Genomic DNA, 25,606 nt, shown 5'->3' on the forward strand with positions numbered 1-25,606 from the left:
TAGATCCAACCAACCCAGCTACCCCACCGTCACCCAAGCGCCCGTTTTAATACTGTCAAAAGCGGCATCGATCACAGCCATGTTAGCTAGCGAGTCGCTGAGGGTAATGGGGGCTTCAGCGTTTGTATTAATGGCTTGCACAAAGGCTTCGAGCATAAGCTGATAATGATCGACCCGACTGCCAAAGGTAAACGTTTGTTCTTCATTGTCGGTGATTAACGAAATAGTGCGCTCATCGTCTTTGTCACAATAAAACGGGTGCGTCATAACAATGCGGCCTTTGCTGCCCTCGATAGTGACGCTTTGATTACGCTGCGTTTTGGTGCCGACCATAACGGTAGCGCTCACCCCATCAAAGTCCATTAAACAATGAGCGATATCATCTACCGCAAACTCTGGATGCATGACCGCACTCGCAACCACTTTGCTGGGCTCACGAGCGAGTATCATGCGCGCCACCGAAATACCGTAACTACCAATATCCATTAACGCGCCGCCACCTGCCGCAGGGTTATTACGAATATTGGCAGGGTCTGTATTGCAATAACAAAATTGGCTAGCGACACTTTGAATGACCCCAACTTCGCCATCGCTAATCCAGCGCTGCACCTGCTGCCACTGAGGGTGAAAGCGATACATAAACGCTTCCATCACTTTAAGCGCTGGCTTTTGGCGACTAGCATCAACTAATCGCTTAGCATCTACCGCGTTTAAAGCCAGTGGTTTTTCACATAGCACATGTTTGCCAGCAGCCAACGCTTTTAATGACAGCTCGACATGCAAATCATTAGGTAACGGGTTATAAATAATATCCACATCGGGGTGGTTAATAAGCGCTTCATAGCCCTCTAGCGCTTGCATTGTATGCGCTGCACTTATTCCGTCTAATGACTGAATATACGCTTGCGCTTTAGATAAGCTGCGCGAGGCCACCCCCCAACACTGTAAACCCTCAACGCGACCCATAGCAGGGATAATGTGTGTTTTTGCAATTTTAGCGGCGCCTAGCACGCCAACATTTAATAACTTACTCATTACTACTCTACCTTTATTTATCTTAATTAGGTCTTAATTCGCTTATGATCGCGCCTATGTTGTGACTTTAGAGACAGCAACCGTGTGACTTTAGAGACGGTAACCGTGTTAGTCCTGTATGTACGACACTCACTGACCAATATGCATCAACACTGGGTATCGGCGCATACCACTAAGAGAGCGGCGCAACGACGCTCACTAATAGCCCAGCAAAGCGAAAAGCGCATCAAAAAAACTTCGATTTATGGTATAAATAGCACCCATTTTTACCCTATTGTAGTCACTATGGCCACCAAACTTAACCCCCGCCAAAGTCAGGCCGTGCATTATATTGCTGGGCCTTGTTTAGTCCTCGCTGGTGCTGGCTCGGGCAAAACCAGTGTTATCACACGTAAAATTGCTTACCTTATTGAGCAATGTGGTATGAGTGCGCGCAACATTGCCGCCGTCACCTTTACCAACAAAGCCGCCCGCGAAATGAAAGAGCGTGTTAGCAAGCTCGTTAAAGGCAAAGCGGCGCGCGGCTTGACCGTGTCGACTTTTCACAACCTTGGCATGAACATTATCCGCAAAGAGCATAAAACATTAGGTTTGAAAAGTGGATTTTCTATTTTTGATGCCGAAGATGCCAAAGGCTTACTTAAAGAGATTATGCTCAAACAAAACGAGCTCGATACCGACAATGTTGATATGGTGCAAAGTGAAATATCACACTTTAAAAGCGCCATGATCACCCCGCAAGAGGTGATTAGCAAAGCCGATAACCCACTAGAGCTTCATATTGCGCATGTGTTTGAGCGCTACAACCAAGCCTTACAAGCGTATAACGCGGTTGATTTTGATGATTTAATTTGCCTGCCGGTTAAACTGTTTAACGAGCACGCCACTATTCTTGAGCGCTGGCAACATAAGCTGCGCTATTTATTGGTAGATGAATACCAAGACACCAACGAAAGCCAGTATCAGCTCGTCAAATTTTTAGTGGGCGATAGAGGTGGCTTAACCGTGGTGGGCGATGATGACCAAAGTATTTATGCGTGGCGTGGCGCAAGGCCTGAAAATTTAAGTTTACTCAAGCAAGACTTTCCTACACTAGAGGTGATCAAGCTTGAGCAAAACTACCGCTCGACAGCGCGTATTTTACGCGTTGCTAACGCCGTCATTAGTCATAACCCGCACGAATTTACCAAAACACTGTGGAGTGACTTTGGCTTGGGCGACCCACTACGTTTAATACGCTGCCCCACCGATGATGCCGAAGGCGAGCGTGTTGCGATGGAGATTCTTAATCAAAAAATGCGGCGGGGTTTAAGCTTTAAAGATTTTGCCATTTTATACCGTGGTAATCACCAAAGTCGTATATTGGAAATTAAACTACAGCAAAATCAAATCCCTTATACCCTTAGTGGCGGCACGAGTTTTTTTTCGCGTACCGAAATTAAAGATATTATGGCGTATTTGCGCTTATTGGTTAACGCCGATGATGACAATGCCTTTTTACGTGTCATTAATACACCACGCAGGCAAATTGGCACATCCACTTTAGAGTCTTTAGGGCGCTATGCGACCGAGCGTGAGATTGGTTTATTAACCGCGTGCGACGAAGTTGGCCTACAAACGCTAGTGCCAGAAAAGGGTTTAGCGCGCTTGCGTGAGTTTTCGAGCTGGCTAAACCGTGTGCGTAACAATTGCCATAGCAATAACCCCGTTGAGGCAATGCGAGAAATGATCGATGATATTGATTATGAAGGCTGGCTTTTCCAAAATGCAAGCAGTGCCAAAGTGGCCGAAAAACGCATGCAGAACGTGCATTATTTGATGGACAATATTGCCAATGCCATAGCCCGCGATGATGATGCACAAGACAACGAACAATATGTTAAAAATGCGATCGCCAAATTACTATTAATGGATTTAATGGAGCGACAAGAAGACGAGGACGAAGGCGATAAAGTACAACTAATGACATTGCATGCAAGCAAGGGTTTGGAGTTTCCACATGTATTTTTAGTAGGTATGGAAGAAGAAATTCTACCCCATCGCAACAGTATTGATGAAGATAATATTGAAGAGGAACGTCGCTTAGCGTACGTAGGTATTACCCGCGCACAAAAAACATTAACAATGACGTTAAGTGCTAGCCGTAAACAATTTGGCGAAAAAATAGAAACTTCTCCAAGCCGCTTTATTGAAGAAATTCCTGAAGAAGATTTAGACATGGAAGGCTTTGGTCAAGCCAGTGCTGCACAAGTGCAACAAAAAGCGAGTGAAACGGTGAGTAATATTTTTAAAATGTTTGATGAGGACTAGCGCTTGCCTATAAACAATATCAAGACAAATAATAACTACAGAACATAATAACTACAGAAGATAGTAACTACAGATAACAATTGCCTTCATAAAAGGCACAAAAAAAGCCCCGCACATGCTGGGCTTTTTAATAGCGGCGTTATTTTCTATTAACGCGATATAATTTCTTCATAACCGCCTTCGTTAGTCACATTCGTGTAGCCCATTGCAGTTAATGCCTCTTTGGCCACTTCTGAACGGCGACCTGAACGACAATAAACGCGAATATCAGCTGTTTTGTCTGAGGTAACCGAGGCAATATGATCGGTGATGACTTCATAGGGAATTAATACCGAACCCTTTACATTACCGCCGGCAAATTCTTCTTGCGTGCGTACATCAATCCAGTAAGTCATTTTTTCTCCTGCATAGGCATTATATTGTGATACAAACAGCGCGCTTAACATAAAAGCAAGTAGCGCTATATATTGGGTGGAACGCAACATGATCGGTTGCACATTAATGATACGGGTCATAATAACCTCTTCTGTATGTTTTGACGATTAACCTTTCGCCTGCGCTGGCTCGCCAGGCAACTCAAATACCTCAACACGACATGGCCCTATCACAGCTTGAGTCAATGTGCTGTATGGCAAAGCAGAAAGTCTAACAGCTTCTGCTGTGGCTGTGTTGCTGGTATTACCTGTATCAATATTGCCAATACCAGTATGGATACGGCTGTTAGTATCACTCGGTTGAAGCCAGAGCGCAAAGGCTGCTTTGGGTGATTGCCAGTAGTCACCTAACCACGTGTTGTCACATGCCTCAGTTAAAAGCACACCATGCCCCGCTTTAGGTGCCTGTATGAATACCCCGCCGTATTTTTGCGCCAGCGTCTGTGCACTGAGCGTGGGTGTTACGGGATCTAGTGCGCCACTCATCACAACAACCGGCAGCCACGGGATGCTTGGCGGGGGCCGCCATTGTGGTTGCGCACCGGTTAACTCGCATACCTTCTGCTGTGCACCAGGGGTTAGAAAGCGCCGCCATTTAACCGGTGGTATTACGCTGCGCGCCGCGACTTTTGAGGCGTTATCGTTACATTGCGTTAACCAATATAGCCAAGGGTTTGCCTTGGGACCGTAACTGAATTCTAAAATGTGCGCCAGTATCTCGTAGGGTGCAGCGCTGGGCCATGGTTGTGAATGAGATGGCGACGGTACCGGCAGCACTGACGGCGCAGCGGCCAATGTCACTAACAAATGCGCCACCTGCTGATATGCCGCAGGGTCGTAAAGTAACGCAAACAACAGGTGTGCAAAGGCTTCGGCACCTATTACAGCGGTATATTGGTAATTTTCTAGCTTAAATTTTATCTTGAGAGGGTGTTTATCTAACCGCGCTATAACCGCATCAAACACCACAGCCATTGGCCTGTCACCGGCACAGCTAGCTTGCTCGTCACATAGTGTAAAAAAACGCTCAAGCCCCTGCCACCAATAACGCTGGTGATGGGCCAAGCTTTTTGTTTGCCAACTATAGGGGGAGTCGAGTAATAAACTCTGCGTTTGCTTCGGCGCCAAGGCCGCCAACCACTGTGCTACACGGCTCCCGTAAGATACGCTCATAACATGCCACACCGAGTATTCTAAAGCCTCCAGCGCACCTAGAATATCGCGCGCATTTTGCTCGCTGTTAAATAACTGAAAACTTTGGCCGGCGAGTTTTTGACGCCAACGGTCAACACATAGCTGCAATTGACGGCGCTCATCATCGAGACTTGCCGGCGCGGTAACTTGTATTAATTGATTGAGCGACCACAACCGATAAGCCTCGCATTCAAAATACCCCCAAGCACCTTCGTTGCCTCGGCTATCCCACACAATGAGAGGCCGCTGTATGGAGTTATCTAATAACCAATAGCGCCAGCGCTCTAGTTTTATGCCTTGGGTATTGCCCCCCTCACCTGGGCCGCCCGCCATAAACACCACTGGCGCGGCATTAGCCGGGGCACTGTGCGGGGTTAAAATAGCAAAAGTAATGTACACACCCGCTGCGCCCGCACCCCCTACCCCATGACTATTAGGGTAATAACGACCACAACGGCTGCTGACTAACGCATGATCGGCGCCATCACAAGCGCGCCATACAATAGGTGCCAAAGGCACCAACGTTGCACGTGGATGCACCTGCTGGCCATCACAACCGACCAGCCAAGTCGTGAGTACAAGAATAAGTCCCTTGATGAGCGCAACCGGCATTAAACTTAACCTGCAAGGCCGTAACCTACTGGTGTGCGCGCCTATTAAATCAACAACAACGGTTAAGCTCACAATCCCTTCGGCCATGCTTGCGCCCATACATTACCCAGCGCCGCCAAACGCTGCTGTGCCTGCACGCCTATAAACTGTGCGCCACACACAGGCTTCACCTCAAAGGCGTAATCGGCTCCGCCTAGGGTAAATTTTATCGCTAAGGCATGTAAATACAAACGATCTGCCAGCGCGCCACCATAACGTTTGTCACCCAAAATAGGTGCACCCCAACTTTTTAAGGCCACCCGCAACTGGTGCGTTTTACCACTTTTAGGGCGTAACAGCCACAGCCTAGGCTCACTCTCACTGCCAAAGCTCAAGGCATAAGTGATAGCAGGACTATGGTGGCTATGTAATAATTTATAGCTCCCCCCGCGCGCTTTTTGCATATCACCTTTGATCCAGCCTTGCTTCTTTTTGGCCTTTGCCGTGGTTAGAGCCAAGTACACTTTTTGTACCCGCTGCTCGGCAAAGGCTTGACATAGCGCGCGGTTAGCATCGCTTGTTTTGGCAAAAACAACTAAACCCGACGTAGCGAGATCTAAGCGATGCACAGGATGAATCGTCTCGCTGCCAAAATGCGCACGCACAGCATCGAGTAGCGTAGGCTCATCATGTGCATGAACCGCTATATTGACCGGCTTATTTATCACCACAAAATCACTATGATCAAAAACAATATCAATGGATTCACCTTGCAATGCGGTTTTGGGTATGTTTTCAGGCATTATCCGTGGTCACTTTTGTATTCATCGCGTTATGCTTAATCGCCTTGTCCTTAATCATGCTGTGCCAACCCACAGGATCAGCAATTTCACCATCTGCGGCTATGGGCGGATAAGGCAAGTCACGCTCATCACAAAATGCCGCAACCTGCGGATGCGCCCAGCGAAAAAACAACCTCTCATAGGTGGCCTTAGGTAAGCGGGGCTGATCTAACATGCCGACCCTGCGGCGCTGATGCAGTGCCTCGTTTAAAATAATGGCTGCTGCCACCGATACGTTCAATGACTCAACCATCCCCACCATCGGAATGGTGACAAAAACATCCGTCATGGCACGAGCGGTATCACTAATACCACGTTTTTCATTGCCCATTACCAGTGCTGTAGGCTGAGTAAAATCAACCTCTCGGTAATCGCGTGCCGAGGGCTCTAGCGCGGTACTCACAATTTGAAAACCTTGGTTTTTGAGTGCATCTAAGGGCGTCACCAGCGCTTGGCACAAAGCGACCTCTACCCACTTGGTTGTCCCCAAGGCGGTACCGCGATAGGGGTTATAACCGGCCTCAGGCACGACCGAATAAATTTTGGGGATCCCCACGGCATCGCATGTCCTCACGATGGCCGCCATGTTACGCCCTTTATGTACCTCATCAGCGACCACAGTTAAATCGGGCTGCCGCTTATCAAGTACAGCGCAAATTTTTGCATAGCGTTCGGGTGTCATGGTGACTCCTACAAGTTTCATCATTAAAAAAATACTTGCCAAGCACCAAAAACTAACGGTCGATTCGCCTTACTTTTGAGCCAAAAGTTACCCACAGATTCTGTTGATAACTGTGTGCAAAGCCTCACTTGAATGTCATGCAACACCGGTTTAGCAGGGCTAGCACGCACCTGTGTATTTTTTGATCAGCAATATTTATTGTACTGTGCATTCTACGCAAAAGAGGCCTAGGCCGCTAACTTTTGATCTTTTTTAGCTCGGAGGGTTTGGTGATTATCGATTAGGCCAGCTTTTCACGCATGACGAAAAAGCGTTTTTCAGGCACTTGAAAATGAGTTAATCTACACCTTCACTTTTTTGTTGGACGCTAACCCTTTGGCTATTGAATCGACTGCATCTCAATCTGCAAACACCTCCCCTGAACCCACCCCGGCTAAGAGCCTGACACTGGCTATTACGCTAGAGCCCGCCGACTCCTACCGCTTCAATAATCTTAGCGGCAACCTCGATGGCAACCTAAAACAAATTGAAGCGCGTCTAGGCGTGCAAATCCATCAGCGCGGCGGCGACATTAGCGTTCACGGTAGCCAAGAAGGCACTCAGATAGCACAAAAAGTATTGATCGATCTGTATGCCTTAACCGAACATGATGGTGAAATCAGCCCAGAAGAAGTGCATCTAGCGCTGCAAGAAGCCGGAGCTGATGCCTTTATTCCGATCACATCGACCAAAGAGCCCTCCTTAGCGCCTGTAATTCGCACTAAAAAATGCTCCATTAAGCCGCGCGGTATTAATCAACAAGGTTATGTCATGGCTGTGCGCCGCAACGATATTAACTTTGGTATAGGGCCTGCTGGTACAGGCAAAACCTACTTAGCCGTTGCTTGCGCGGTTGAAGCGTTATTGCGCGATGAGTGCGAGCGCATTCTACTCGTGCGCCCTGCGGTGGAAGCCGGCGAAAAACTGGGCTTTTTACCCGGTGACCTGAGCCAGAAAGTCGACCCTTACTTACGCCCATTGTACGATGCACTGTACGAGATGCTCGGCTTTGAAACCGTAGGCAAAATGATCGAAAAACAAGTAATTGAGATTGCGCCTTTAGCCTATATGCGCGGCCGCACGCTCAATAATTCATTTGTTATTTTAGATGAAAGCCAAAATACAACGCGCGAGCAAATGAAAATGTTCTTAACCCGTATTGGCTTTGGAACGACCGCGGTGATTACCGGTGACCCCAGCCAAATTGATTTACCCCGCGGCAGTCAGTCCGGCTTACAGCATTCAATGAGTGTATTAAAAGATGTTGAAGGCATTAGCTTTACTTACTTTACCTCCAAAGATGTTGTCCGCCATCCTATCGTGCAGCGCATTGTAGAAGCCTATGAGGCTAGCGAGGCCGAGCTACAAGCCATTGAGAAGCGACGCCGCGAAAAAGCCGAGCGTGCACTGACAGTAGGCGACACCTCTGATGAGTAATATTGATCATAACGCTAGCGGCGACGATACCCACACAACGGCTGACGCCAGTGTCGATGTGCAGCACGCTAGCGAGAGTCAACTGTTTAGCCCCACTCACACTCAGTTAGCGCTATGGGTTAACCAAGCACTTAATTTTGCGCATCACACAGGGCCAGACAGTATTCAGGCACATCGGCATTTCCGTAGTGATATCACCGTACGCATTGTAGACGAGGCCGAGAGCCAAATACTCAACCGCGATTACCGCGGCAAAGATGCTCCCACTAATGTGCTGTCGTTTCCCAGCGATCTACCCGATTTTATCGAAGAGCCGCTCTTAGGCGATTTGATTATTTGCACACAAGTGGTTAATCGTGAAGCTTGCGCGCAACAAAAAACCCTCGAGGCTCACTGGGCGCATATGGTCGTACACGGCACCTTGCATTTATTGGGGTATGACCATATTGAAAACGACGAAGCGCAAATAATGGAGGCACTAGAAACACGTATTTTAGTCGCACTTCATTACCCAGCGCCTTATACTGATCAATCATATTAAAGGTAACAGTCACCACATTAAAAGTAACCGTCACCATTCACAAAAGCCGCCAAAGAGCTTGAGCCTGCCCACCAATCACAACAAAGTGAGCAGGCACTACCAATTGCTTTAATACTCTACGCCTTGCCGGCACTAGCGACCCAAAGAGATCATCATGTCAGAAGACCCCCCGAGTAGTCAGTCAAATACGAAAGACAAACCCCAAGAGCGCTCTTGGATTGACAAATTACTCAACAGCTTTACCAATAATGAACCGCAATCACGCGAAGAACTCCTCGATATTATCAAAGAGGCGGCCAGCAACAAATTGCTCGATGATGAAGCCTTAGAGATTATTGAAGGCGCACTGAGTGTGAGCCACTTACAAGTGCGTGAGATTATGATTCCGCGCTCGCAGATGGTGGTCATTAAACAAGATGAGACCCCTGAAGAGTTTTTACCCAAAATCATCGAGTCCTGTCATTCGCGCTTTCCCGTGATTGGCGATAGTATTGATGATGTCAGAGGGATCTTACTGGCCAAAGATTTGCTCCCCTTACTTCTCAATCGCGAACAAGCCTTCACCCTAGAAAGCATTTTGCGCCCTGCCAATATTATCCCTGAAAGCAAACGCCTCAATGTTTTACTGAAAGAGTTCCGCGAAAAGCGCTACCATATGGCTATTGTGATTGATGAATACGGCGGTATCTCAGGCTTAGTGACCATCGAAGATATTCTTGAAGAGATTGTGGGCGAAATAGAAGACGAAACCGATGACGACGATGACGACTTCATTCGCCGCGTATCTGACGATGATTTCATTGTGAAAGCGCTCACGCCGATTGACGACTTTAACGCGTTCTTTGATGGGGATATTGATGACAGCGATTTCGATACCATTGGCGGTATTGTGATGCAGGCTTTTGGCCACATGCCCTCACGCAACGAAGTGGTAGAACTCAAAGACTTCCGCTTCCGCATTTTGTACGCCGATAGCCGTCAAATACATCTTATCCGCGTTACTAAACTGGGCTAACTCCCCTAAAAAGCTAAGGTAACGGGCATAGGCCCGACCTTGGCCCTACGATTTTTAAGGTCTGACTCTTCATGCGCTGGCAGCAATCACTCTTGGCAAATACTCCCCGCCAGTATCACCTGTGGCTGAACATACTAAGCGCAGGCCTCGGTGGCGCACTTTTACCCCTCGCCATGGCACCCTATCATATTTGGCCAGCTAGTATTATAGGGTTGGTACTGGTGGGCCTTAGCTTACGCAACGCCAGCCCAAAGCTGGCAATGGGCCTAGGTTTTAGCTGCGGCGTAATGCTCTTTGGTGTAGGCGTCAACTGGGTTTACGTCGCCATAGCGCAATTTGGTAGTAGCTCAGCAATACTTGCCGCCGTACTCACGGCGCTGTTTGTGATCGGCTTGGCGCTGGTCTTTGCCGCGCCATTTTATTTCTATGGGCGCTTTTTAAGCCATCACATAATGGGGCAAACCTTGGGTTTTGCTGCCTTATGGGTTTTTGGTGAGTGGTTGCGCAGCTGGCTGTTTACCGGTTTTCCTTGGCTATATGTGGGCTACGCGCATGTCGATACGCCACTGAGCGGTTTTGCTCCACTCTTTGGCATTTTTGGCGTCAGCTTGGCCGCTGCATTAACTGCTAGTGCACTCATTGGTCTACGCATATACATACGGCAACGCCACTCAAACCCACGAGCTATTGGCGCCATTTTTGGCATGGTCATAATATTGTGGGCGGGTGGATTAGGCTTAAAAACTATTCACTGGACACAACCTAAACCTCACACCATCAGTGTTGGTTTAATGCAACCCAATATTCCACAAGAGCACAAATGGGACCCCGCTCATCACAGTAAAACACTGGCGACATTTAGCCGTTTAAGCACACCGTTATGGGATCTCGATTGGGTTATTTGGCCCGAGGCGGCTATTCCCTACCCTTACCATCAAGCCACCGAGCTACTCGAGCAAATTGACAGCTTTGCCAAAGCCCGTGGCACCGTTTTTATTACGGGCATTATTTATGATGATTTTGCCGCCTATAAGTATTACAACGCGATTATTGCCAGAGGTGCAGGCGGTGGAGAATACTTTAAGCAACGCCTAGTCCCTTTTGGTGAGTACGTCCCTTTTGAGGAACAGCTGCGCGGACTGATCAGTTTTTTTGATTTACCCACCTCCATTATTCATTTAGGCCCTTACAGCAAAAGTGGCTTAAACGCTAACGGCGTATTAATTGCCGCCGCTATCTGCTATGAAATTGTCTATCCCGACCTCATTGCACAATTAACACAACAAAAAGATGTGATATTAACCATTAGTAATGATGCTTGGTTTGGCTTATCTAATGGCCCTTTACAACATTTTGATATGGCCCGTATGCGCGCAATAGAAACAGGGCGCTATGTGATTCGCTCTACGAATAACGGAGTGAGCGGTATTATTAACCCCAAAGGGGGTATTGAATTAAAAGGCGGCAGATTTACTCAAGAGTCGCTGCAAGGTGAAGTCGTGAGAATGAAAGGCGTAACACCTTTTATGCTCTGGCAGTCTTGGCCTATGGTACTGTTAATACTTCTAATACTCACTTGCAGCTTTATGAGTCAAAAGCGCTATAACTCTCTGCATAATATCAGCTAAAAATAACCTCCCAATCCGTAAAGGATTAAATTTCTGCATAAAAAACGCACAGTGAAAAAGCTTGGCTATACTCAGAAAAGTAATTTCAGGAGTATTACAGTGCGAATATTTAGCGGTATATCAGTCAAGTGGAAAATCTATCTCATTGCCATTGTTAGCATTATTGGTTTTGGTAGTTACTTAGCCTTTAATGTGTGGATTAACACCAAAAACACCGATTTGTTAACCAATGTTCGAGATACCTATTTCCCTATTCTCGAGAAGGCAACAGCCAACGGTGTACGCTTAGAGCGGATATCAGAGCTCTTTAATACCGCCGTATTAACTGGCGAGCTCGAATATTTACAATCGGCAGAAACAACAGCCAATACGATGAATCAGGATTTTTCGGCTATTTTAGCGCTAGAACCCAATAAAAAGGAGGACATCCAAGCCATTCAGAAAAACTTCAGTGATTATTACAACGAAGCTAAAGGTATTGCCGAAGAGATGGCCACCGGCGAAGCTGATTTTGCCACTATAGGGCAAAGGGTAAAAAGTAAAGAGGTACTACTGGAGTTACTTGAGAGCAAGCTAGAATCCTTTCGAAAATATTCGCATGCCAATTTTTCTGGGAATATTAATGAGGCCAATAAAAACTCAGAGTTCATGTTGACCTCTGGCTTTGTTATTTGGGTATCCAGTATTTTGGTGTTAACCATGACGGTCTACACCATTGCCAGCATTATTATTGGCAGTATTATTAGCGTCTCCAAATCACTCCATTCTATTGCCAAAAGTGGTGATGTCGCACAAAACATCCCCGTTAACTCAGCCGATGAAATAGGCCAATTAACACAAAGTTTTAATGAGCTGATGGATAAACTACGTGAACGCACTCACGACCTGATGAGTATGATGCAAAATATGCACCAAGGTTTATTCACCATTACTGAAGACGAAACGATTCATAAAGAATACTCCGCATATATTGAAAAAATCTTTGAAACTGAAGATGTCGCCAATACAAAATATGACGCCCTGCTCTTTAGCCATGCCAATATAGGCAGCGACCAAATGGATCAAATTCATACCGCCATCTCTAGCTTACTAGGGGCCGACGAAATGATGTTTGCCTTTAATTCTCATTTATTAATTCCTGAATATAACGCCTCATTCCCTAGTGGCGAAGGCCAAGCAAAAACGAAAATACTCGAGCTAGACTGGGACCCGATTATCTCTGAAGGTACGATCACCAAAATTATGGTGACTGTACGCGACGTTACCGAGCTACGCGCTATGCAAGCCGAAGCCGAAGAGCAAAAGCAAGAACTCGACATCTTGGGTGAAATCATCAAAATTGCCCCCAATAAATTTACAAGCTTTATTGATAACGCACGTAAATTGCTGGATGAAAACCAGGCCATCATCGAAAAACACGACAGTAAAGATATTGAAGTTGTGGCTAACCTATTTGTGAATATGCATACCATCAAGGGTAATGCACGGACCTACCAATTCAATGCCATCACCGACTTAGTTCACGAGGCAGAAACCACCTACGATCGACTGCGTAAAGAGGAGGCCTTTCCTTGGGAGCCAGCAACGCTTCTACACGAATTACAACTTGTACGCGACGCCATTGAACACTACGCCAAAATAAAACAAGAAAAACTGGCCAGCAATCAAACTGCCGAGCTTCCTGCAGGTAGCATTCTCATTTCTCAAGATGATTACAAGCATATGCTGAGCACTTGCGAGCAACCACAGCCATCAAATCAGGCTATTGCAAAGATGCTAAGGCGCTTTGATACAATACCTTTTGAATCGGCTATTGACGATCTTATCGCTTCCCTACCATCGGTAGCTAAGCAACTCAACAAACCCGCACCGCTCATCAAGATAGAGCTGAGTGGCTTACTCTTGCATAAAAGTTATAGTGAATTAATGGGGAATGTTTTTACACACCTTTTACGCAACGCGATTGATCACGGTATAGAGACCGCCGAAGTCAGGCAACAAAAAGGCAAAGTAGAGCAAGGTACCATCTACCTAGAGTCTACTTATGAAAAAGATGGCGCCACTATTTGGCTGTGGGATGACGGCCAAGGTGTAAACCTTAAAAAGCTCAAAAATAAAGCGCTCGCCTCTGGGCAAATCAGTGCAGAAACGCTGGAAGACCCCAGCGCAGTTGCTAATTGCTTATTTATGTCTGGTGTGTCAACCGCTGAAGAGGTAACAGCAATTTCAGGTAGGGGCGTAGGTATGGATGCGGTTAAAAAATACCTACAAAGCAAAGGTTGTGACATTGCTATTGTGATTGATGAGAACGTCGATAAGCACGCAGAGCTAGTGCCTTTTAAACTCAAGCTCACCCTTGCTGATACCCTCATTGAGCACGCAGACAATACCAACCATCAAGCCGCTTAATATTCTCGCTTATAACGTTTTGTAAAATAAATCGGGTTATTTTACAAAGCGTTATTTTTTTCTAAATGCTTTTTCTCAGCATTCGTTTACTCAGCGCTGACTCGATAGCTGACTCATAGATCGTGCAAGCATGGAAATGATTAGTTTAACCCTTCACCTCGTCATGCGACGAGTATCATAATCTCCTAGTATCGCAACCTAATCATATATCAATCGCTTGATATTACGGTCTATTTTTAGCCTTCACCTTTACCCTAAGTCAATCGATGATATTCCCTGCATCACCCATATTAAAGACTCTATCAACATGCTTGTACTGCACTTTGTTTTTGTATGCGTTATTGAGATGGGCTGATATTTTGTGAGTACAGGCCAAGCGCAACCCACACAGTGCTAAAGGTAATCTTCATCACACCGCTCTCAAAAAAGGTGAAGTGGCTATAAGTATGAAAATAATTTTACTGTATCAGAAATCTCCTGTATTTTAACATTTAGCATCGATTCATACTCAGGTTGTTTGATTAACGCTTACCTTCAAGGCTGTTACTCAGTACAATACAAAATTACTTCTTCAATTAAGCACTCAACGGGCTATGACTAATTCAAATATCGACGATTTAAACTTGGTCTCTCAAGAGATATTAATCTCCCCAGACCAACTCAAAAACGAGCTACCTTTAAGCGCAGCAGCTGAACACACTGTCACCAAAGGGCGCACAGCCATTCGCAATATATTAGACCGCCAAGATCACCGTCTAATGGTAGTGATTGGTCCGTGCTCTATTCACGATACTAAAGCGGCAATGGACTATGCACATCGCCTGAAAGTACTCTCTGATAAAGTCTCTGATACCTTACTGATTGTCATGCGTGTTTATTTTGAAAAGCCACGCACGACAACAGGCTGGAAAGGCTTAATCAACGACCCATATATTAATGACTCGTTTAAGATTCAAGAGGGTTTACATGTAGGCCGCCAGTTATTACTTGATGTTGCCGAGTTAGGCCTGCCAACCGCCACCGAAGCACTCGACCCGATTTCACCGCAGTACCTTCACGACTTAATCTCTTGGTCAGCCATTGGAGCGCGCACTACCGAGTCACAAACACATCGCGAAATGGCGAGCGGTTTGTCTTGCCCTGTTGGCTTTAAAAACGGTACCGATGGCGGCTTGACCGTGGCAATCAATGCCCTGCAATCCGTTAGCAGTCCTCATCGCTTTTTAGGTATCAATGGTAGCGGTCAAGTCTCTATTATTCATACTCGCGGTAACGCTTATGGGCACGTCGTATTGCGCGGCGGCAACGGCAAGCCTAATTACGACTCAGTTAGCGTTGCCATTTGCGAAAAAGAGCTTGTCGCGGCTAAAGTTCCAACCAACATTATGGTCGACTGTAGTCATGCCAACTCGAATAAAAACCACGAGTTACAGCCTTTAGTCATGGAAAATGTTACACATCAAATTTTAGATGGCAACACATCGATTACCGGCTTAATGATTGAAAGTAATATTGGTGCTGGCAATCAAAAAGTACCCGCCGACCTCGCCGATTTAGAGTATGGCGTCTCGATTACCGACGCCTGCATTGACTGGGCAACCACCGAGCAAACAATGCTTAAAATGCACGCAGAGCTCAAAAACGTATTACCCAAACGCGTATAAAGCCCACCTCATCCAAAAAGCGAGCGCCCGACTCACAAAGGGCGCTTAACAAACCGGTTTTTTTTGGGATTATCATTATTGCGCGAAGCGCACTCAGAGTACTCGTACTTACCAGACTCTTGCCATGGCCATTGCTGCGGGTAAACGCAAGCAATAATGATTTAACGGCCTGCCATGCTTGGATAGCACCAAGACACAACCACGTCTTTTGAGACTCCCTCTTCAAGCCAGTAATCGCCTACGGCAATAAGATTTTCACCTCGGTAAATTAAAGGCACCTGATACCTTAACCATGGGGGCACACGGTACTCTTGCAGCAGCTTTTTAAGCACCTGAGAATGTCCACGCCCCTGGGGCCTTGCTCTCTCACCGCCTACTCGAAAACGTACAGATAAGGGAGCGCTACACCCTGCTATTTGCAAGCGACTTCCGTCAGATAAAAAAAGTGCTTCGCCCTGCCACTCAATGCTTTTACTGGTTTCCGCTGTTAACGCCCACGGGAGTAAATACAGCCTACCGGCAAATCGACTAAAACCATAATCAGCCACCCATAAAGCGGGGACGCTATCATTTTTGGCTGTCAAAACTTTTTGCAGCTCATCCAAATGCTTCGCCTCAGGTGCCAAATACCCCAACCCACGCAACCAATAACGTACAACTTGCTTTTGCCTAGGCGGCGACAATAATTGCAACTGATGAAGGCATAATGAGCAGCCAAATTTTTCAGCTCGAACCCCTAACTGAGCCAAGTCTGCTGCGGCATATTCATTCAGTAGTTGCTGCGCTTCAAGCGCGTGCTCAGCTGCTTGTGCAATTTTATGGGCAGCGTGAGGCCAACGCTGATGTAATACAGGAAGCACATCCCGCCTAAGCAAATTGCGATCAAATCGGGGGTCACTATTACTCTCATCCGTCACCCATCGTAATGCGTGCGCAGCAGCATAGCTTAAAAGAGTATTTTTTGGCGTGTTTAAAAAAGGACGCCATAACTGCGCGTGCCCCAGCGTACGAACACTAGACATTGCCGCTAGACCTTGCACTCCCGCCCCGCGCATTAATCGCAATAAAAATGTTTCGGCTTGATCGTCTTGGTGGTGACCGAGCATCAATACATCGCCCGCTGCCAACTCTGCCTCAAATGCTTGATAACGTGCTTTTCGCGCAGCGTGTTCTAGGCCTTGACCACGTACCATCACATCGACGCGCCTAACGATTAAGGGCACTCCCCAGTCGGCACACACACGCATCACGTGCTGCTGCCACGCATCGCTTTGAGCAGACAACTGATGGTTAATATGAATAGCTTTAAGCTCAATATCTTGCGCAGCAAGTGCACGACTATTTTGGGCAGCCCAATGCAATAAAACAATCGAGTCAACCCCCCCACTAACCGCCACCCACACATGCTGGCAATCGGCTGGTAGATTTAAATTGGGCAGGGGCATAAATAGACCTTATAGCAATAACAATGAAGGCCAACATTGTAAATCAAAAGCTCATATGGTCCTAAAACGTTTCAATATCCTCAGCGAAGCTCTTCCAGACCAATGTCCCCTGCCCGTAAATAGCTTCTAGCATTTCACAGCGGTACCATTCATTTTCTAAGTACTCCGGATCACACACGCTGTACTCGTTCAGCATAAAACCTAGGGTCACGGCATCCATCTCCCGGTTGCGCAGCATAGCCGAACGATAGACCGGCTGCCCATCAATGACCTCTATCTGTGTTTCGTTTTTATGACATAAAGCACAGCTGCTTAGCTCATTGCTTTCATAAAGGTTAATGTCCACATACGGTGCTTTACGCGACAAGGTTTCTGTAATGGGAAACTTAAATTCACCCTTAATTGATTGTCGTGTGGGCAAATCAGTATCCACTTCTAAAGAAACCTCCAATAGCTGCACACCATCGACATCCCAAAACTTTTTATCACGGCCGGTAACAGGGTCTTTAATATTTAAGCCTGTTTCAGGGTCCTTCTTCGGCTCATCTTGCTCATCGGGTACAACCGTGAGCACGAGTTTATCGATAAGAAAAAATACACGCGGACTGCGCTTGCCTTTTGAGCGCTGAGCACTAAATGTACTTTTCGTAGCATTGTAATACATCGGGCGCGGTAAACTGCTAATAAAGCAAGGCAAGGTTAAAGGCTTCGGCATTGCATTGATCCACTCCACAACAGAGTCAATGTCGGTCAAGGCGAGTCCAACTGGAGCTTCGCATGAAGGCTCCTCTGCGGCCACACTAGAGTGCGAAACTGAGGAGCCGCTACTCGAAGAGCCTTCGTCCACAATAGACGCTCCTCCACAGCCGCCTAAGAGACCAAAAAACATGATTAACATGAGCACAAAAAAAAGGTGCCGAGTAAATAGATTACGAGACGGAGCCATGGCGTAAAACCTTACAGTGGTATATTGCTATTTTATGCATGCTTTATATAACGCTCATTGCCTTTACGCAATGCGCGTGTTGGCTGTTGTTGCGCTAATTGACCTATATCAAGCTTTATTTTGGATGTGCGGAAGCAGATCTCACCCCCAACGTTAACTGCATCACAAAGCTTTATACCCGTCACTTGTCACACTCAGCGCTCACACCATTTGCAATTAGCTCGCATATCTCGAATAATGTCTCAATTTTTAGAGATACTTGTGACTAAACAACACCGCGCCGCCAAAAATACCCGCACCTCTCGCCCAGAGCGTAGCCCTAAGCCCACTCAAGATAGGTCAACTTCAAGCCAACAATACACAAACAACAAACCAAAAGGCGGGCAAGGCCATAACAACAGCTTTGACCGTACCGCCAATCAAATGCGTCAAGCTCTTGAACTGTGGCAACAATGGTTAAGTGAAAGTAACTGGTATCAGCTTGATCGCTGGCTTAAAAACACGCTCGGCAGAAACAAAAAATACGGTAAACGTGATCGTCTTTTCTATGGGGATGTGCTCTTTAACGCTACACGTTTTGGCTACTGGGCAGCCCTTGTCATAGAAGGCCAACAGAACAAAAAGCTCGATAAATCAGATACGGCCTTAATGGCTGATTTTATTGGTCAATTTGCGGAACAAGCACCGACTGCAACCGCGATTAAGTCACAGCTCCGCCTACTGGCGCTCAGCTCACAAGGGGCCGAGTTTTTAAGCCTTTGCCAGTGGCGCGCAAAAGGCGATCGTACAGCAGTATTACCTGAGACCCTGAGTCATTACACCCCTAGCATTCAGGCTATTTTGCAACTGAGCGAGCATAATCGACTAGGCCAGCTCGCTTGGCACGGCATACCCGTACAGTACTTTGCCGATATTGAAGCGCTGAGTGTTGTGACTCACCGTGCAGATGCTGCGGATGATTTTCTTGCGGCACAAGATACGCGTCCACCGCTATGGTTAAGACTGAACCATATCGATAAAAAAGATACGGTTTTTAAAGAACTGAGTGAATTTTACACCGTAGAACTCGATGGTGCCGCCTTATCCGTTGTCGGTGAGCGAGGTATTTTTGGCCTCGAGTGTTATAAAACAGGTCTGGTCGAAATTCAAGACTGGGCCTCACAGCAGCTAGCACTCAAAGTAGCCGCCACACCGGGCCAGAAAATATGGGATACCTGTGCCGGCGGCGGCGGTAAAACACTCGCCATTGCAGCTCCGCTGGGCAATAAAGGTGCCGTATGGGCGACTGATATCAGAGAACATAAATTAAACGAAGTAAAACGCCGCGCCAAGCAAGCTCATTTTTACAATATCCGCACGGCACCCTGGGAAGGTAAAGAGGCTTTTAGGTTACCCAAAGAAATTGCGCGTGACGGTGGTTTTGACTGGGTATTGGTCGATGGCCCTTGTAGCTCAAGTGGCACCTGGCGCAGAAATCCTGACGCAAAACTACGCAACCTAGGTGAAGACTTAACAGCGCTGAATGAATTGCAACTTAAGCTCCTCACGAACGCCAGCCTGAGCGTTAAGCCTGGCGGTAAAATAGTTTATGGTACCTGCTCTATTTTTGAATGTGAAAACAACGCCATTGTACAGGCGTTCTTAAGTCAAAATACTGGCTGGAGACTAGATAGTGCCGAACTTATGGGCTGCCCAGATCATAACAGTGACTCTTTATTTGCCGCCGTGATGACCAAAATCAAGCCTGAGTAACGACCTTTTTTTGCAGCGCCTTTGACAGCTGGCCATATGCCGCTCTGTGATTGAACAGTAGGATAGCAAGTGCTCACACTGGCACGAGTACACTAAACGGCTGCAAAACTAAAGACTGTAAGACTAAGGAATTCAACAATAGCGATACAATCAAACGGTCACTGACCTCAAAAAGCGCGGGGGCTTTCGTTTCCGCGCCATATAAGGCGCCATATAAAAAGCAGCCCTGGGGCTGCTTTTTATATTTTTTAAGCGTTTACAAAGTGTTAAAAAAACGATTTAGAGCTTTTATAGTTTTCTAAATACTTCACCACCAGTGTATGCCCCTCCTCTTCAGCCAAAACTGCCGCTGTCTTACCATCTCGATTGCGACGCTTAGGCTCAGCACCGTGTTCAAGCAATAATTTCACAGTCGATAAATGCCCGCCCTGAGCGGCTAGCATTAAAGGTGTTAGAGTCATGTTATTACGCGCCCCAAGATTCACCTCGCGCGCCAATAACAAGGCGACCATATCGTCAAATCCGGATTGCGCCGACAACATCAACGGCGTATTCCCTTGCTTATTCGGAATATCAATTTTTAAATCGTAAGGGGCAATCGCCGAAAAAACATCCGTAAAGCCCATTTTGGCCGCGTAGGTTAACGGTGCATATTCATCAACATCCATTAAGGTCACATCAGCACCAGCTTTTATCAAGGCTTCAACCGCTTTCACTTGATTTTTTGAGGTCGCCAACCACAGCGCTGTGCGCTGCAAATCATCTCGCACATCTAAATCAACCGACGTTTTTACTAGCGCAGTAATCGCATTAATATCACCAAGTTCAGCAGCCCACATCAAGGCTGTTTTACCGTTAAATTTAACGCTCAACTCCGCTGCTTCATTCGCATAGGAAAATTTCACTAACTGCCATGCAATTTTAGAGTACTGCTTGCGCAAAGCTATGTGTAATAACGGCTCCAGCTTCTCGCCACGCGTTACCCTTGCATTTTGGGCAATTAAGGCATTCACCACAGCTAATTGATTATTCTCGACCGCAACCGATAACGGGCTTTGCCCCTGTTCAGACACAAAATTAATATCCGCACCCTCGCTTAATAAGCGCTCCAGTACTTCAAGATGCCCATGCCATGCCGCACGCACTAGTGGCGTTAAGCCCTCTTGATCCAAGCTATCTATATTGAAGTCGGCTTTTTGGCGGTCTTTAAGGATAACTTCGACTAACGTCATTTGACCACGCCACGCCGCTATATTCAGTGGCGGCCAACCCTTAAAGGGGTTGTTATCATCATCGATCATCGCCGCTTGGCGCTCAATATTACTGGCTAATACACTATCGCTGGGCTCAGTTCTGGGGCCCGTGAAGGCTTCGCGTTTACCACTTAGCGCTCCTGCGGCCAGTAACGCAGCCTTAACCGCATCGTCTTTAGCGTTATCGAGCGCTGTAAATTCTTTTTTATTTTTAATATTAGGATCAGCTTTTTGTTTTAAGAGCATCTGCACCAGTGTTGCACTTTGCTGCTGAGCGGCAATATGCAAAGGAGTATTATTCAGTTGATCAACCCCGTTGACCTTGGCACCGGCTTTAAGCAACGACTTGAGCACTGCAGCATTCTTGCGCTTAACGGCAAAAATAAGTGGTGTATCACCAAATGCATTAGGTGTATTCGCTGAGGCACCGCCAGCGAGTAACGTACCAATGGCCGCTTGATTGTTTTTCTCTATCGCAAAAGTCAGTGGTGTATGACCCGATGAATCAACTCCATTAATGACTGAGATACGGTTCAGCGACTGCTGAAGCGCTAACAAATCATCATTGCGAATCATGGCGATGAGATCAGAGGTTGTTTTAGTACCGGTCGATTTTAATTGCTGATTGACCTTAACCAGTTTACGCTCAGCTTTAGCGGCACCGCCATTGAGCGCCACTTGATACCAACGCTGCGCTTGAATTAAATTTTTAGGCGTTCCCTTACCTCGTTCATGCAAAGCCGCCAAATTATACGCCGCATCAATATGACCTTGCTCTGCGGCCTTTGTTAACCAAAAAACGCTCTTTTTATAATCCCGCGCCACACCGTTACCCGCGGTATATAATGACGCCAGCAAATACTGTGCATCTTTATCGCCCGCGCTTGACAATATTGTTAATTGCTCTTGTGCGAGTGAAAATTGCTTCGTCCGAATAGCCAGACGGGCATCATCTAAAGTGGCGCTATATGTCGGCGCGCTTAGGTATAACGCGCATAATAGGCCAAACGTCGCTATCAATTGTCTAGTCATTTTTATACTTCGCCATATTTGGTTTGTATTTCGATGCCGAGCTTTTTCAGAAATGGCGTTGGTAAAATACCACCGGCGCATACAATGACACCATCATTTTTCAGTGTGACTTCTTTACCGCTTTTATCTAATATCGTCACCGCATCGGCGGTCACGTTTTTCACATTCGACTCCAGCATCACATTTAAGCGACCCGCGGCTTCGCAGTCCTCTACTTTTTTGCGGTTTTTGGCTTTAGCGCGTGAAAAGCTCCCACTGCGATAAGAAATAGTCACGGTTGTGCCAGGCTCTTCAGCAATACTCGTTGCGGCCTCTAGGGCACTATCACCGCCGCCAACCACAAGTATGTGATTATCACGATATTGGGCCGGATCAATCAAACGATAAACCACCTTCGTATGCTCTTCACCGGGCACGCCCAGCTTACGCGGTGTACCGCGACGCCCCAAGCACAATAAAATGGTTTTTGCCGTAAATTGACCTTTGGTCGTCATCACGGTAAAGCCGCCATTGGTGCCTTCGGCACCCTCTAAGCGCTCACCAAAATGTACTTTCAGCTTGGCTTCTTGAATAATACTTTCCCAAAATTCTAGTAGCGCTTCTTTCGTGGTTTCTTTGAAAGAGACTTTACCCACTATGGGCAAATTAACAGGCGCTGTCATCACTAATTTTTTACGGGGGAAATGCGATACCGCCCCGCCCAAAGAATCTTGCTCCATAAGTTTGTACTTAAGGTTCTTCTTTTTAGCCGCCAAGCCCGCACCAATGCCAGCAGGGCCTGCACCAACAATTAAAACATCATAATCAAAAGCATGTTTTTTGGCGGCAACTTTAGCAATCGAATCAATGGCTTGCACACCTTGCTCTATTGCGTTGCGAATTAAGCCCATTCCACCGAGCTCACCAGCAATGTACATCCCCTTAACATTGGTCTCAAACGTCGGCTCTAGCACTGGAATATCCATGCCTCGTCGCTCTGTACCAAATACTAGCGTGATCGCCTCAACGGGGCATGCCGCTTTACACGCTCCATGACCAATACAGTTCGTGGGCTCAATCAGTTCAGCTTTGCCGTGAATCAAACCTAAGATATCCCCTTCTGGGCAGGCACGTGAGCAAGCGCCACAACCCAAACAAATGCTCGGGTCAATCACAGGGTGTAAACTTGCCGGCTCAATTAAACCCGCATCAATGGCTTCTTTCTTTTTAGCTAAGGTTTTACGGTGCTTCAGCGATTTTAAAAGCCAATATCCGCCCCAAATTAACAACATTAAGCAGACGTAAACAGCTAAATCTTCAAATGACATAATTTAATTAACCTGCGACTTAGCGCCGCCTTTAGCGTAGGGCTTGCAAAAATACAGAACCCAGTAAATAGAATGAGAATAATAGTCAGATTTTGTCGCAATAGATAAAACTAACCGCTATATAACGACTGTCTAGCAGGCGCTCAAGCTAGTTTCATTATTGCCCAGTAAAAATGTGACGAAGTGCTCAATACGCAATAAATGCGAAAAAATAATGACTATTACGCCAATTTTACACTCAAAATCCACTAATACCTGCATTTTAAACCAAAGTACTAAATTCAAATGCAATAACCCCCCAAAAAAGACTCAATTAACGATAGCAACTGTTATTAGGGCATCTTCGCAAATAAAAAATACATACTTAAACTAAACTCTTTGCTCTATTTTTTAGTAAAAAGTCATTATCAACATTTTTAATCCCGTACATAAAAGGTGGATACCCTAGTCATTTTCAGCGATGATATACACTTTGGGTCAGCATTGATCGCCATTAATCCCAGCGACTCAGACACTGACGATTCATTTGACTGTCACAGCGACTATAAGGGTCGGCCTTTTTTTGCTAACATTCAAAGAGATATAGCCTATTATGACAAATATACCGACAACACAAGCCATTTTATTATCAATTTTGCTTGGCATAACGAGCTTCAGTTTTGCTCAAGCATCCGAGGTCAAATCAACAGGTGTCAATGCCGGCGCCATCGACCAACTTTTAGTCGGTTTACGCAAACGACTAGAGCAAGAGCCTAACGATACAAACGGCTGGGTATTACTGGCAAAATCTTATCATCACTTAGATCGCTGGCATGAAGCTGAAAAAGCCGCCGCTAAAGCACGCGCTTTAGGTTACGAAGGTGACATTTTCCCAGGCGAGCGTAGCATCGCGCCGAGCAGTCATGTGAAAGGGCATACCCAAGCTGGATCAATGGTCTCGTCTTTTTTTGAACAGCAAGATGTCAATGAAAATGAAAAGGAAGCATCAGCGCCGCAGACCACCAGCAATAAATAGCACACACTGTGCATATTCAATTATTTGATTAAAGAATACATTTATGGCCACACGAAATTCAGCATCAAAATACACAGGCGAAGGAGAGTCTACCAAAAAGTCAGGGATTTTCAGCTTGACAACACTGTTTACGCTCGCTGTGATTGCGGCACTGATTATTGGCTGGAATGTGCGCGAAGAGTATCTTTGGACGGCCGAATATGGCCTAGGCTATGCCTTGGGTATTTTAGGTGCTTCGTTGATGGTTGCGCTATTAATTTACCCATTGAGAAAACATTACAGCCGCACCCCTTGGCTCGTTTTCTCGACAAAAACATGGTTTAAAATTCACATGGCCATGGGTGTGCTTGGCCCCTTAAGCATTTTGTATCATTGCAATTTCAGTCTAGGTTCAACCAATAGCAATATTACCTTGGCCGCCATGGGCTTAATGGTGACCAGCGGGCTAATTGGGCGTTTTATTTATAGTAAAATTCACTACAGTTTATTTGGTCGGAAAATAGAAATTAAAGAATTACAGGCCCAGCGCGCCGCGATGCATGAGCAGCTCGATAATGACTCATTGCCCGATGATATTTTACTCAATGATCTTTACGCCTTTGAAGAAAAAGTCATGAGCCGCCGCGACCTCAAAGGTAATTTATTCAATATGTTAGTACTGGGCATCAGCAGCCGCTGGTTGTTATTTCGCTTAGTCAAAAAAGTCAGAGTACTCGTTAATCATAAAGATCACTTGAAAGGTGCCACAGCGCAAGAGCGCAAAGACTATTTTCAAACGACCTGCCAGCATTTAAGCAGCTACATAGGCACCCTGAAAAAAATTGCAGGCTTGGGCTTTTATGAACGTTTATTCTCGCTTTGGCATATGCTGCATTTGCCCATCTTTTTTATGCTTGTCATTACTGCAATCGCACATGTCTATGCTGTGCACTGGTACTAAAATTAACATTCGCCTATGCACCCGAAAGGCAGCTTTTGGGTCTCGACTATTACCGGCCTTGATATCATGGGCCCAACACCTAGCGACGCCCTGAA

General features: G+C 46.3%; 20 protein-coding genes. 10 read left to right on the forward strand and 10 right to left on the reverse strand.

Annotation, left to right across the window (positions count from 1 at the left end):
- Window positions 1-18 precede the first annotated feature (18 nt).
- Entirely contained in the window at window positions 19-1,035 is a 1,017-nt protein-coding gene (locus tag AC438_RS01295; protein WP_053979478.1) for a Gfo/Idh/MocA family protein, read from the reverse strand.
- A gap of 285 nt (window positions 1,036-1,320) precedes the next feature.
- Here AC438_RS01295 and rep point away from each other — a divergent pair, with 285 nt between their 5' ends.
- Window positions 1,321-3,345, forward strand: coding sequence for a DNA helicase Rep (gene rep, locus AC438_RS01300; RefSeq protein ID WP_053979587.1), 2,025 nt, complete (start codon window positions 1,321-1,323; stop codon window positions 3,343-3,345).
- A 149-nt stretch (window positions 3,346-3,494) separates the two neighbouring features.
- On the opposite strand, the gene AC438_RS01305 is transcribed toward rep, so the two are convergent.
- From AC438_RS01305 to trmH, 4 genes are read right to left on the reverse strand one after another with little or no spacing between them, the layout of a single operon-like run.
- The gene (locus tag AC438_RS01305; protein WP_238376295.1) at window positions 3,495-3,860 is read right to left on the reverse strand and encodes a rhodanese-like domain-containing protein; all 366 of its coding nucleotides are present in this window, start codon (window positions 3,858-3,860) and stop codon (window positions 3,495-3,497) included.
- 27 nt (window positions 3,861-3,887) lie between these two features.
- On the reverse strand, window positions 3,888-5,672 hold the full coding sequence (locus AC438_RS01310) for an alpha/beta hydrolase (RefSeq protein ID WP_053979479.1): 1,785 nt from the start codon (window positions 5,670-5,672) through the stop codon (window positions 3,888-3,890).
- Window positions 5,654-6,367: a pseudouridine synthase gene (locus tag AC438_RS01315; protein WP_082353860.1), complete on the reverse strand. Its 714-nt coding sequence runs from the start codon at window positions 6,365-6,367 to the stop codon at window positions 5,654-5,656. Before AC438_RS01315 ends, AC438_RS01310 begins: the two co-directional genes overlap by 19 nt.
- Window positions 6,360-7,088, reverse strand: a complete 729-nt coding sequence (gene trmH / locus AC438_RS01320) for a tRNA (guanosine(18)-2'-O)-methyltransferase TrmH (protein WP_053979480.1) — start codon at window positions 7,086-7,088, stop codon at window positions 6,360-6,362. Before trmH ends, AC438_RS01315 begins: the two co-directional genes overlap by 8 nt.
- 441 nt (window positions 7,089-7,529) lie before the next feature.
- On the opposite strand from trmH, the gene AC438_RS01325 reads away from it, so the two are divergent.
- The 6 genes from AC438_RS01325 (at window position 7,530) to AC438_RS01350 (ending at window position 15,821) form a co-directional block, all read left to right on the forward strand.
- Complete coding sequence (locus AC438_RS01325) at window positions 7,530-8,564, forward strand: PhoH family protein (protein ID WP_053979590.1); 1,035 nt, start codon at window positions 7,530-7,532, stop codon at window positions 8,562-8,564.
- Window positions 8,557-9,105: an rRNA maturation RNase YbeY gene (ybeY, locus tag AC438_RS01330; protein WP_053979481.1), complete on the forward strand. Its 549-nt coding sequence runs from the start codon at window positions 8,557-8,559 to the stop codon at window positions 9,103-9,105. The genes AC438_RS01325 and ybeY overlap by 8 nt, the downstream gene beginning before the upstream one ends.
- Window positions 9,106-9,259: 154 nt before the next feature.
- Complete coding sequence (locus AC438_RS01335) at window positions 9,260-10,120, forward strand: HlyC/CorC family transporter (RefSeq protein ID WP_082353862.1); 861 nt, start codon at window positions 9,260-9,262, stop codon at window positions 10,118-10,120.
- Window positions 10,121-10,191: 71 nt separating this feature from the next.
- Entirely contained in the window at window positions 10,192-11,748 is a 1,557-nt protein-coding gene (lnt, locus tag AC438_RS01340; protein WP_053979482.1) for an apolipoprotein N-acyltransferase, read from the forward strand.
- A gap of 99 nt (window positions 11,749-11,847) precedes the next feature.
- Window positions 11,848-14,157: a HAMP domain-containing protein gene (locus tag AC438_RS01345; RefSeq protein ID WP_156316959.1), complete on the forward strand. Its 2,310-nt coding sequence runs from the start codon at window positions 11,848-11,850 to the stop codon at window positions 14,155-14,157.
- A 593-nt stretch (window positions 14,158-14,750) separates the two neighbouring features.
- Complete coding sequence (locus tag AC438_RS01350; RefSeq protein WP_053979484.1) at window positions 14,751-15,821, forward strand: 3-deoxy-7-phosphoheptulonate synthase; 1,071 nt, start codon at window positions 14,751-14,753, stop codon at window positions 15,819-15,821.
- Window positions 15,822-15,982: 161 nt separating this feature from the next.
- Here AC438_RS01350 and tilS read toward each other — a convergent pair whose 3' ends face one another.
- Window positions 15,983-17,266 (reverse strand): tRNA lysidine(34) synthetase TilS, encoded by a 1,284-nt coding sequence (gene tilS, locus AC438_RS01355; protein WP_053979485.1) that lies wholly within the window; start codon window positions 17,264-17,266, stop codon window positions 15,983-15,985.
- 61 nt (window positions 17,267-17,327) lie between these two features.
- Window positions 17,328-18,212 carry a hypothetical protein gene (locus AC438_RS01360; protein WP_053979486.1) on the reverse strand — a complete coding sequence of 295 codons (885 nt, stop codon included), beginning with the start codon at window positions 18,210-18,212 and terminating at the stop codon, window positions 17,328-17,330.
- Window positions 18,213-18,473: 261 nt separating this feature from the next.
- Between AC438_RS01360 and AC438_RS01365 the strand changes: the two genes are divergently transcribed.
- Window positions 18,474-19,964, forward strand: a complete 1,491-nt coding sequence (locus AC438_RS01365) for an RsmB/NOP family class I SAM-dependent RNA methyltransferase (RefSeq protein WP_162230673.1) — start codon at window positions 18,474-18,476, stop codon at window positions 19,962-19,964.
- A 266-nt stretch (window positions 19,965-20,230) separates the two neighbouring features.
- On the opposite strand, the gene AC438_RS01370 is transcribed toward AC438_RS01365, so the two are convergent.
- The 3 genes from AC438_RS01370 to AC438_RS16730 form a co-directional block, all read right to left on the reverse strand.
- Window positions 20,231-22,249 carry an ankyrin repeat domain-containing protein gene (locus AC438_RS01370; RefSeq protein WP_053979488.1) on the reverse strand — a complete coding sequence of 673 codons (2,019 nt, stop codon included), beginning with the start codon at window positions 22,247-22,249 and terminating at the stop codon, window positions 20,231-20,233.
- Between the two features lie 2 nt (window positions 22,250-22,251).
- Window positions 22,252-23,556, reverse strand: a complete 1,305-nt coding sequence (locus AC438_RS01375; protein ID WP_053979489.1) for an NAD(P)-binding domain-containing protein — start codon at window positions 23,554-23,556, stop codon at window positions 22,252-22,254.
- A 132-nt stretch (window positions 23,557-23,688) separates the two neighbouring features.
- Complete coding sequence (locus AC438_RS16730) at window positions 23,689-23,841, reverse strand: hypothetical protein (RefSeq protein ID WP_156316960.1); 153 nt, start codon at window positions 23,839-23,841, stop codon at window positions 23,689-23,691.
- Between the two features lie 307 nt (window positions 23,842-24,148).
- Between AC438_RS16730 and AC438_RS01380 the strand changes: the two genes are divergently transcribed.
- A complete protein-coding gene (locus AC438_RS01380) occupies window positions 24,149-24,571 on the forward strand; it encodes a tetratricopeptide repeat protein (protein WP_053979490.1) in 423 nt (140 codons plus the stop codon).
- Window positions 24,572-24,614: 43 nt separating this feature from the next.
- The gene (locus tag AC438_RS01385; protein WP_053979491.1) at window positions 24,615-25,511 is read left to right on the forward strand and encodes a hypothetical protein; all 897 of its coding nucleotides are present in this window, start codon (window positions 24,615-24,617) and stop codon (window positions 25,509-25,511) included.
- The last annotated feature ends 95 nt before the right edge of the window (window positions 25,512-25,606 follow it).

The organism is Marinagarivorans algicola (assembly GCF_001292705.1).
GTDB lineage: Bacteria > Pseudomonadota > Gammaproteobacteria > Pseudomonadales > Cellvibrionaceae > Marinagarivorans > Marinagarivorans algicola.